This window comes from Hamadaea sp. NPDC051192, assembly GCF_040682475.1.
GTDB lineage: Bacteria > Actinomycetota > Actinomycetes > Mycobacteriales > Micromonosporaceae > Hamadaea > Hamadaea flava.
The window spans coordinates 1-10,147 of sequence record NZ_JBFBAZ010000206.1; the positions used below are offsets into that span (position 1 = coordinate 1).

Here is a 10,147-nt window from a genome sequence, read left to right on the forward strand (position 1 = left end):
GAGGACAAGTACGACAAGAACACGATCATGGGCTTCTACCTGAACACCATCGACTTCGGCCGGGGCGCCGTCGGGGTGGAGAAGGCGGCGCAGGCGTACTTCGGCAAGGGCGCCAAGGACTTGTCGATCGCCGAGGCGGCCGTGCTGGGTTCGGTCATCCGTGACCCGTACGACGACGGCGGCAAGCTGAGCATCTACGACCCCGAGGGGCACCCGGACACGGCGAAGGGCCGCTGGGGCTACGTGCTCGACAACATGGTCGAGAAGAAGTGGATCACGCCGGAGGAACGCGCGCAGCAGCAGTTCCCGCAGGCCCGCAAGTACTCGACCGTCACCACCACGGCCGAGTGGGGGATCAAGGTCGAGCCGGGCTCGCCGGCCGGCACAGCCACCGGCAATGTCATCAATTACGTGTACGAGGAGCTGAAGGCCCAGGGCATCGAGCCGCAGGAACTCAAGACCGGCGGCTACCGGGTCACGACCACGATCGACCCGGAGGCACAGAAGCAGCTCGAAGCGGCGGCGCGGCCCGATCTCAAGGGCTCCGAACTCTACGGCCGCAAGATCGTCACCGATCCCAAGAAGAAGCAGGATCTGGAGTCGGCCGGCGTGGTCATCGATCACGAGAACGGCCGCGTGATCGCGTACTACGGCGGCCTCGACGGCACGGCGATCGACCTGGCCGGGCTGAACACCCAAGGTGGCGCGCTGGTCGGCGGGCACCCGCCGGGCTCGTCGATGAAGATCTACACGCTGGCCGCGGCGCTGGAAGCCGGGGCGTCGCTGCAGAGCCGATGGAAGGCCAAGCCGGACAAGTCGCTGAACCTGGGCAACGCCGGCTGGTCCAACCCGAGTTGCGGCGACTACTGCACGCTCGAGTTCAGCTTCATGAAGTCGTACAACGTGCCGTTCTACTGGGTCGCCCGGCAGATCGGCCCCGGCAAGGTCGTGAAGATGGCGTACCAGGCCGGTGTCCGCTACATGTGGAACAACGACAACATCGAGAGCCTGTCTGCCAAGGGCGTCCAGACCGACGCGTCGCGTACGCCGTTCGACCGCCAGGTCGGCTTCGGCCAGTACGGCATCACGGTGCTCGACCACGCGACCGGCGTCGCCACGATCGCCAACGGCGGCGTCTACAACAAGCCGCACTTCGTGCTGAAGGTCGAGAAGAAGGACCCGGACACTGGCAAGTACGAGCCGGTGGAGGGCAAGGGCGAGAAGCTCGCCGCGAAGCAGGTCATCAACCGCCGGATCGCCAACGACGTCAGCTACGCCATGGAGAAGGTCTTCACCGATCACGGCTGGTCGGGCGCGCAGGACGGCCGCCAGGTCGCCGCCAAGACCGGCACGTGGGAGGGGGCCACGGTCGACAAGAACGGCAACTGGCAACCCAGCACATCGAACGCCCACGCCTGGGTCGTCGGCTTCACCAAGCAGTTCTCCGTCGCCATCTGGACCGGCAACGCGGCCGGCTCCTATCCGGTGCTCGACCCGAAGACCGGCAAGACCATCAACTCCGGCGGTACGCCGTATCGGGTCTGGTCGGAGTTCATCAAGGACTACAGCGACGCGAAGAAGCTGCCGAAGCAGAAGCTGGCCGACCCGTCGCGCTACGGATCGGACGGCGTACAGTTCGCCAACGGCGTGTCGCCGACGCCGATCACGCCGACCACGCCGGCCTGCATCCCGATGGTCAACTGCGCGACGGAGTCGCCGAACCCGACGGCGCCGCCGACGTGATCGTCCCGCGTACGCGAGGCCGGAGCAGGAACGCGGTGGCCAACGCGGCGGCAGTGCCCGCCGCGAAGGCCGCCGGTCCGCCCAGCCGTTCGACGAGCAGCGCGACCACGAAACAGAAGATCGCGAACCCGGGCAGGCCGCGCAGAACTCCCGCGAGGGTGGCCACGGCGGTGGCGGGCCCGGCCTGAGCCAGGGCGAACGCCGCCACGACACTGGTCGCGATCGGAAAGGGCGCCAGCACGCCGGTCATCTCCGGCCCGAGCGCCGACGCCGCCGTGGTCAGCGTGACGACGAGCAGCCCGGTCGCGACGGCTCGGCTGGGCAGGTCCCACCAGCGCGGCTGGACCGCGACCGGCGCGTCGGCCCGCCGTCGGGAGAGGATGTACCAGCAGACGGCGTCGACCGACAGCGCCAGCAGCAGCCCGCCGACCGGACCGACGTGGACCTGCCCCATCAGGACGCCGCCGGTGAGGCAGGCGGCCCAGGTCACGCCCAGGACGACCGGCCACGGCAGGTACGCGCAGAGCACCGAGAACAGCAACGCGAAGCCGCCGAGGACGGCGATGCCCCGCAAGGAGGCGCTCGCCGCTTCGGCCGCGAACCGGTCGCCGTGGTCGAGCCAGCTGAACAGCAGGATGGGCCCGGCCACGATCGGCAGGGAGACCAGGACGCCGGCGATCGCGGCCCCCCAGCGGCGGCCGGCGAGCGTGGAGCCGACGACCAGGGCGGGGGCGAGGACCAGTTTGGCCAGGAGGATGGCAGTCATCGAGTTGATCATTACACGTGGTCGCTGAGGCGGATCGCGTACGCGGCGTCCCGGACGTCGGCGACCGGATGCGTACGCAGGCTGCGGACCAGCTCCCGGTACGGCTCGGCGAATCCGACCGTGTCGCCGAGCCGGGACAGCGCGACGGCGGTCAGGCCACCGGCGAGGTCGCCCCGCTGCCGCAGGCTTTCGGCCAGACGCGGCGCGACTTCGCGGGCCCACTCGCGGCGTACGCCGGCCGCCCGGACGAGATCGGCGACGGCGGCCGCGGCCACCGGCCGGTCGGCCAGGCGGTCGCAGATCTCGGCGACGTCATGTTCGCCGGTGACCTGGACGAGCAGCGACACGGCGTCGACCAGCAGCGGATCGTGGGCCGCGGCGTAGCGGGCGAGGTCGGCCAGGGCGTCGCGGTCGAAGCCGGTGTCGTCGGTGCGGACGGCGGTCGCGATCGCGGACAGCGTCGACTGGGCACGCCGCAGCGGTACGCGGTCGCGCTGCGGATCGTCGTCCGGGTCCGCGACCGCCAGCTCGACCAGCCAGCGCAGGACACTGTCGGCAGTGGATTGTCCGGCTCCCGTACGCAGCAACGTGACGAGCGTGGCGATGGCGGCCAGGCCGGGGCCCGTCGGGGACAGGTCGGTCAGGCCCGCCATGATCGTGGCGTCGAGACCGTCGGCCCAGGCGGCCCACGTCGGCACGCGGGCCCACGCGTGGTCGGCTGCCTTCTCGTTGGAGCTGCGGCAGCCCGCCAGGATCAGCGCGGCGTATCGCGTACGGGCGTGGTCGGGCAGCAGCATCGGGTAGGCAGCGCCGAGCGCCACCACCGCGGCGTACCCGCCGGACTCGGCCGCCTCGGTGAGGATCGGCCACGAGGACGGTTGCTCCAGGCGAAGGCGCGCCACCCCGATGAGGGCGGCCCGCACGTCACGATGCGCGTCCGGCCGGCTCCACTCGGCGTACAAGATGATGCTGGCCTGAGGCACCGAGAAGTCGGCGGCGAGCCGCGTGATCTCCTTGCGGCTGGTCACCTTGAGCGGACCGGCGAGCGCGGTCGTGACCACTTCGCCGAGCGCGCTGGGCGTGACGAACCGCGCGGCGCGGCGCAGGGCATAGGCGGCGACCCGCGCGCGGTCGTCGCCGGTGTGCGCGAGCAGGAGCGGCAGCGCCTCGGCCGGCCGGTCGGTCCACGGCAGCGCGCCGAGCGCGGCCTCGGCGAGCGCGACGTTGGGGGAGTCGTGCCAGCGCTCGGCGACCGCCCAGCCGAGGTCCGGCACGCGCGCCGCGGACCAGATCGCCGAGCAGCGGGCGCTGACGGTCGCGCCGGCGTCGGCCACGACACCGCTCAGCAGTTCGACCCACCGGGCGCGGTGCCGCGGCAGCCAGCGCCGCACGTGGCTCGCGTAGCCGGGCACCCAACGCGCGCCCTTCGCGATGAACGCGCCCGCCGGGGCCTTTCTGCCCAGCACCAGGTCCAGCAGGTCGGTGCGCCGGGCCTGCACGATCGACCACACCGTGGGCAAAGCGATCGTCGACAGATCCGCGCGGAGCACCTCCTCGACCCGCGTGTCACGATGCGCGGGATCGTCCAGCCACAGCTCGATCGCGCTTCGCACCACAGTGGACGGCCGGCCCACGCGGATCGTCTCGCGCAGCATCGCCTGCAGATCAACCAAGTTGTACGCACGACGCCCGAGCGCCGTCGTGAAGGCGAGGAGCAGCGCGTACTTGTTGCGACGCACACCGTTGTCGATCCACTCGCGCACCGCCGCGAACGCCTGGTGCTCTTGCCCACGCCGCAGTTCCAGCCGACCGAGGTAGGGCAGCCGATCGTCGCCGAACAACGCCTCCAGCCACAACAGCGCGGCTTGGCTCAGCGTGGCGTCGGCGGCGTGCGTCACCAGCACCCCGAGGGCGACCTGCTGAATCGCCGAGCGGGTCGTCGCCGACGCGTCGCGGGCGGCCAGCGCGTCGCCGAAGACGGTCGTCAAGCCGTCGACCGCCGCCGGTTCGATCAGCCGCGGCGCGACGGCCGCCAACGCTGCGAGGGCGCGTGACCGGACCGGGTCCTGTTCGTTGCGCAGCCGCAGCAGATGCTGGACCAGCTGGGTGACGACCGCCGGATCGGACGACCTGGCCGCACACCACGCGAGGTGCTCGTACGCGTACCCGCGCTCGTCGGCGACCGGGGAGCGGGCCGCCGCCAGCAGCTCCGGTTCGGCTTCGGCCCAGGGCAGGAACCCGGTCAGCCGAACCCGCAGCGCTGTCGTCTGCGTACGCTCCAGCGCCAGCATGCGCCGGGCCTCGGCGACCCGCCGCTGCCAGGGCAGCACCTCCAGGTGGACGTCGGGCAGCATCAGCTGGGTCCGGTCGACACCGGCGTACGCGCCGTCGAAGATCGCGCCACGGCGACTCGGGGCCAGCCGGGCCAGCAGCTCCGGCAGCCGACCGGCCTCCCGCAGGCGTACCGCGAGCTGGACGAGCTGATCGTCGGGCAATCGCCGGAACGCCGACAGCAACGGCCGCGGCAGCGTGGCGCGACGCAACCAGCTGGAACGCCGCGGCTCCAGCATCAGCGCCAGGAACCGCTCCGGGTACGCCTTGGCGAGCCGGACGTGATCGATGCCGCCCCCGGGCAGGTTGGTCGCCGGGGCGTACTCGGCCAGCAGGTCCAGCACAGCTTCCGGCTGCGTCGCCGACGCGCTGAGGATGCCCCCGCCGGGCCAGTTCCACCAGCTCTTGCGTTGCGGCTCCGGGAGGTCGGCGAGCTGCCGCCGGGCCTCGGCCAGCGCCGGCAACGGATGCGCCGTGACGGTCGCGTTCCAGGTGCTGCGCGGGCCGAGTTCGGGGAGCAGCCGCGCCACCGTCTCCGGCGTGCAGGCGGGCAGCAGACGGCTGGCCTCGTCGTCGCCGAACCGGGCGCGGACGCCGTCGACGATCGCGTCGGCCAAGCCGGGCAGCCGAACCCGGCTGCGCTTGCGCCGCAGCAGGCCGTAGACCACCTGCCGGGTCGCGAGCGGGGCGTCGTCGAGCAACTCCTGCACCGCCGAGTGCTCGGCGGCTCCGCTGAGCAGCCACAGCTTCGTCGCCCGCGCCCGGATCACGCCGTCGGGATCGGTGAGGAAGGGACGCAGGGCGGCCCCGTCCTGCGCCACTCCGGCGAGCAACACCGCCATCTCCCGGCTGAAAGCGTCGCCGGTGCCCAGTTCGGCCACTACCGCCGCAAACTCCGGCGTACCTGCCGTCCGGCGAGCGTGCTGGGCCAGCAGGCGTACGCGGTGTGGGTAGGAGAGCTTGTCGACGGACTGGCGGAGCGAAGCGGCGCTGATCACGGTCGACATTCTGCCCGGTGATCTTCGGCGACGCGTTCCCTTTACGCGCCGGGTGGATCAGGCCTCGGCCGGATCGCTCCGGTCGGCGATCAGTTGTGGCCGAGGATGGCGTGCGGCCGGTACGGCGCCTCCAACTGCGCCACCTCGTCCGCCGTGAGCCGCAGATCCACGGCGGCCACCGCGTCCGTCACGTGGCCTGGTTTGGTCGCCCCGACGATCGGCGCGCTGACCACCGGCTTGCCGAGCAGCCAGGCCAGCGCGACCTGCGCCGCCGGTACGCCGCGCGCCCCGGCCACCGCCCGGACGGCGTCGACCACGTCGAAGTCGTTGTCGACGTACAGGGTTTCGGCGAACGCGTCGTTGGCGGCGCGTACCGTCAACGTCTGGCCGCCCCGTTCCCGGTTCCCGGCGAGCAGACCGCGCGCGAGCGGGCTCCACGGCACCAGCCCGACGCCCTGATCGGCGCAGAGCGGGTTCATCTCCCGCTCCTCCTCGCGGTACACCAGGTTGTAGTGGTTCTGCATGGAGACGAACCTCGTCAGGCCGAGACGTTCGGCGGTGTGCTGGGCCTTGGCGAACTGCCAGGCGTACATGCTGGACGCTCCGATGTAGCGGGCCTTGCCGGCCCGGACGACGTCGTGGAGCGCCTGCATGGTCTCCTCGATCGGCGTCTCGTCGTCCCAGCGGTGGATCTGGTAGAGGTCGACGTAGTCGGTGCCGAGCCGGCGCAGCGAGGCGTCGATGCCGGCCAGGATGTGCTTGCGGGACAGGCCCCGGTCGTTCAGGCCACGGCCCATCGGCGAGTAGACCTTGGTCGCCAGGACGTAGTCCTCGCGGCGTTCGAACAGCTTGCCGAGCAACCGGCCGGTGATCTGCTCGCTCACGCCGTCGGAGTAGACGTCCGCGGTGTCGAAGAACGTGACGCCCGCCTCGACCGCCTGGCGGACGAGCGGCTCGGCCTGCTCCTGGTTGAGCGTCCAGGCCCGTTTCACCTGGTCGCCGAAGCTCATCATGCCGAGGCAGATCCGGGATACCGACATGCCGGTGGTGCCCAGTCGTGTGTACTGCATGATCGTCACCCTACGGCTTACGCACCGGCCGATCCGGCTTCGGCCGGCTCGCCGGGCGGATCGGTGTCGGCCGGCTCGCCGGGCGGTCCAGTGAGGACAGTGGGCGCGTACTCGAGGAGCTGGAGGCGGCCGTCGAACGTGCGGCTCGTCAGCAGGTCGAGCCGGACGTCGGGGTACCCGTCGTAGATCCGCTCCTGGCCGGTGCTGCCGTTGATCACCGGGAAGACGACGACTCGGAAACGGTCCACCAGGCCCGCCTTCAGCAGGGAACGGCACAGCGCGAGGCTGCCGATCGTCCGCATCGAGGTCCCGCTGTCCTTCATGCCGCGGACGGCCTCGACGGCGTCCTCGGCCACGAGGCTGCTGTTGGGCCAGGACAACGGGGCCGTCAGCGAGCGGGAGAACACGACCGTCGGCATGCTCGCGAGGGACTCGGTGCCCTCCTCGCCCTCGGCGGCCAGCCCGGACATGGCGCGATACGTGTTCGCGCCCATCAGGACGGTGTAGTCCGCCTCGGGTTGGTCGCCGAGCCAGGCGAAGTACTCGGGGCCGCCCATGCCCCACAGGCCCGGCCAGCCTTCAGCGGCGCCGTAGCCGTCGAGCGAGGTGATGAAGTCGACGAGCAGCTCTGCCATGGGTTCCTCCAACATCATCGGGTGGTAACCCAGCAAATCCTCCCATACCCACGCGGGCTACGCCGGTTGTGGCCCAGGTTGCCAGCACATTGATACATTCCCACTTTCCGACGAAAGGGGACTGTCATGGTCAGCAGGAGGTCGATCCTCGCCGCGACCGGTGGGGCCGTCGCGGGCGGCCTGCTCGGCGCGGGCGCGGCGGAGGCCGACGCCACGATCGCGATCAAGCCGAGCGCCGACTTCGGCGTCTGGGAGGGCTGGGGCACGTCCCTGGCCTGGTGGGGGAACGTGTTCGGGGATCGGGACGACTTCGCCGACATCTTCTTCACCACCAAGTCGGTGGCCTACAACGGCAGTACGCTGCCCGGCCTCGGGCTGAACATCGCCCGCTACAACCTCGGGGCGTCGAGCTGGAACTCGGTCGACGGCGAGCCGATGGTCGCCTCGCCCAACATCCCGCGGTTCAAGCAGATCGAAGGGTTCTGGCAGGACTGGCGTAACACCGACCCGGCGTCGTCGGCGTGGAACTGGAACGCCGACGCCAAACAGCGGGCCGCGTTGGTCAAGGCGACGCAGCGCGGCGCGATCTCGGAACTGTTCGCCAACTCGCCGATGTGGTGGATGTGCCTGAACCACAACCCGTCCGGGGCGGCCGGCGGCGGCAACAACCTCCAGTCGTGGAACTACAGCCAGCACGCGTACCACCTGGCGGTGACCGCCCGGCGCGCCCGGGACAGCTGGGGCGTGAACTTCCGGACGGTCGACCCGTTCAACGAGCCCTCGTCGAGCTGGTGGACGGCCACCGGTACGCAAGAGGGCTGCCACGTCGACGCCGCCATCCAGCGGACCGTGCTCGCCAATCTGCGTACGGCGCTGGATCAGCAGGGGCTGACCGGCGTCGGGATCTCCGCCTCCGACGAGACCAACTACGACCTGGCGCGGACCACCTGGAACAGCTTCGACGCCGCGACCAAGAACGTCGTGCGGCAGGTCAACGTGCACGGCTACCAGGGCACCGGCGGCCGGCGCGACCTGCTCTACACCGACGTCCACGGCGCGGGCAAGCAACTGTGGAACTCCGAGACCGGCGACAGCGACGGCACCGGCCTGAGCGTCGCGCACGACATCTGCCTGGACTGGACCTGGCTGCACCCGACCGCTTGGTGCTACTGGCAGGTCATGGACCCCAGTGCCGGCTGGTCGGCGATCCAGTACGATCCCGCCACCTCGACGCCGGGCGCGGTGCAGCCCAAGTACTACGTGCTGGCCCAGTTCACCCGGCACATCCGGCCGGGCATGCGGATCCTGAACACCGGCGTCGGGTACGCCGCCGCGGCGTACGACTCGGCGGCCCGGCGGTTGGTGGTGGTGGCGGTCAACACCGGCGCCGCCCAGAACCTCACCTTCGACCTGTCCGCGTTCAGCCAGGTGAGCGGCGGCAGCGGCGGCCTGGTCCCGAGGTGGACGACGGTGCCGTCCGGCAGCGACCGCTACGCCGCGCGCAGCGACACGCGGCTGAGCGGCAAGACGGTCACCCTGGCGTTCCCGGCCGGGTCGGTGCAGACCCTCCAGATCGACAACGTCGTGGTGTGAGCTTGTCGCCGCGTGAGTGGACGGTGTGTGGGGACTGGGAGATGTGCCAGGAACCACGGAAAGCCTTGACGCCTCTCTTGAAACGTTTTAGCTTCAGCCCAGGCGTGGCAGTCACAGCCGTCTATCGCCTGTGTCGTCCTCGCCGTCCCCGAGCCGGAACAACCAGCGCCCACTGGTCCGGCCCGCTCCCATCCCACAAGGAGTCCACGGATGAATCGAACCCCAGTCGCCGGCGCCTACCCGGCCGTCGTGCCCCGCGCTGATCGCTGAGCCCGCTCGTACCTCACCGGTCCTGGACCTTCCCAGGTCACGGCGATGATCCGCGCCTTATTCGGCCATTTAACGTTTCAAATCCGCTGTGCTCGCGATCTACCTCAGGGAGATCCTCATGCATTCACCGAAACGCCGCGTCGCGTTGCTGACCGCCTGTGCGGTGGCGACGGTCGGCGCGCTGACGACCACGGTCACCGCGGCTTCCGCGGCGGGGACCCGCTATGAAGCCGAGACCTCGCCGTCGACCTGTGACGGCACGATCGACTCGAACCACACCGGCTACTCCGGCAGCGGCTTCTGCAACGGCACGAACGCCGTCGGGGCCGCCGCTCAGTTCACCGTGACGGCCTCGGCGGCCGGGGCGGCGACGATCACCATCGGGTACGCCAACGGCACCACCGCGACACGGCCGACCGATGTCCTGGTCAACGGCGCGGTCGCGCAGTCGGCGATGACGTTCGACGCCACCGCGAACTGGGACACCTGGGCGACCAAGACGCTGTCCGTCTCGCTGGTCGCCGGCAACAACACGATCCGGTTGACCCCGACCTCCGCCGACGGCCTGGCCAACATCGACTACCTCGACGTCGAAGCCGGTGGTACGCCGCCGGTGGAGCAGGGGCGGCAGATGGAGAAGTTGAATCGGGGTGTGACCAGTGTGCACTCCAGTTCGGGGAACATGGTGAGTTGGCGGTTGCTGGGTACGGATCCGGCGTCGGTGACGTTCAACCTGTATCG

7 protein-coding genes are annotated in these 10,147 nt (G+C 70.5%); 3 read left to right on the forward strand and 4 right to left on the reverse strand.

What is annotated here, in order from left to right; translation table 11 throughout:
* On the forward strand, window positions 1-1,743 hold a 1,743-nt coding region (locus AB0M47_RS40130), incomplete at its 5' end, for a transglycosylase domain-containing protein (protein WP_363423583.1).
* Here the strand turns inward: AB0M47_RS40130 and AB0M47_RS40135 are convergent.
* From AB0M47_RS40135 to AB0M47_RS40150, 4 genes are all read right to left on the reverse strand, one after another.
* The gene (locus AB0M47_RS40135; RefSeq protein ID WP_363423585.1) at window positions 1,697-2,509 is read right to left on the reverse strand and encodes a hypothetical protein; all 813 of its coding nucleotides are present in this window, start codon (window positions 2,507-2,509) and stop codon (window positions 1,697-1,699) included. The two genes, AB0M47_RS40130 and AB0M47_RS40135, sit on opposite strands and share 47 nt — an antisense overlap.
* Window positions 2,510-2,520: 11 nt before the next feature.
* Complete coding sequence (locus AB0M47_RS40140; protein WP_363423587.1) at window positions 2,521-5,838, reverse strand: hypothetical protein; 3,318 nt, start codon at window positions 5,836-5,838, stop codon at window positions 2,521-2,523.
* Window positions 5,839-5,927: 89 nt separating this feature from the next.
* Complete coding sequence (locus AB0M47_RS40145) at window positions 5,928-6,908, reverse strand: aldo/keto reductase (RefSeq protein WP_363423589.1); 981 nt, start codon at window positions 6,906-6,908, stop codon at window positions 5,928-5,930.
* Between the two features lie 17 nt (window positions 6,909-6,925).
* Window positions 6,926-7,543 (reverse strand): dihydrofolate reductase family protein, encoded by a 618-nt coding sequence (locus tag AB0M47_RS40150; RefSeq protein WP_363423591.1) that lies wholly within the window; start codon window positions 7,541-7,543, stop codon window positions 6,926-6,928.
* Window positions 7,544-7,669: 126 nt separating this feature from the next.
* Between AB0M47_RS40150 and AB0M47_RS40155 the strand changes: the two genes are divergently transcribed.
* Entirely contained in the window at window positions 7,670-9,136 is a 1,467-nt protein-coding gene (locus AB0M47_RS40155) for a hypothetical protein (RefSeq protein ID WP_363423593.1), read from the forward strand.
* A gap of 388 nt (window positions 9,137-9,524) precedes the next feature.
* Window positions 9,525-10,147, forward strand: a 623-nt coding sequence (locus AB0M47_RS40160; protein ID WP_363423595.1) for a carbohydrate-binding protein, incomplete at its 3' end; no start/stop codon positions are given.

Excerpts from the sequence above, each read along its gene's own strand:
- AB0M47_RS40135 (WP_363423585.1), bottom strand. The coding sequence starts at position 2,509 with ATGACTGCCATCCTCCTGGCCAAACTGGTCCTCGCCCCCGCCCTGGTC.
- AB0M47_RS40145 (WP_363423589.1), bottom strand. The coding sequence starts at position 6,908 with ATGCAGTACACACGACTGGGCACCACCGGCATGTCGGTATCCCGGATC.
- AB0M47_RS40150 (WP_363423591.1), bottom strand. The coding sequence starts at position 7,543 with ATGGCAGAGCTGCTCGTCGACTTCATCACCTCGCTCGACGGCTACGGC.
- AB0M47_RS40155 (WP_363423593.1), top strand. The coding sequence starts at position 7,670 with ATGGTCAGCAGGAGGTCGATCCTCGCCGCGACCGGTGGGGCCGTCGCG.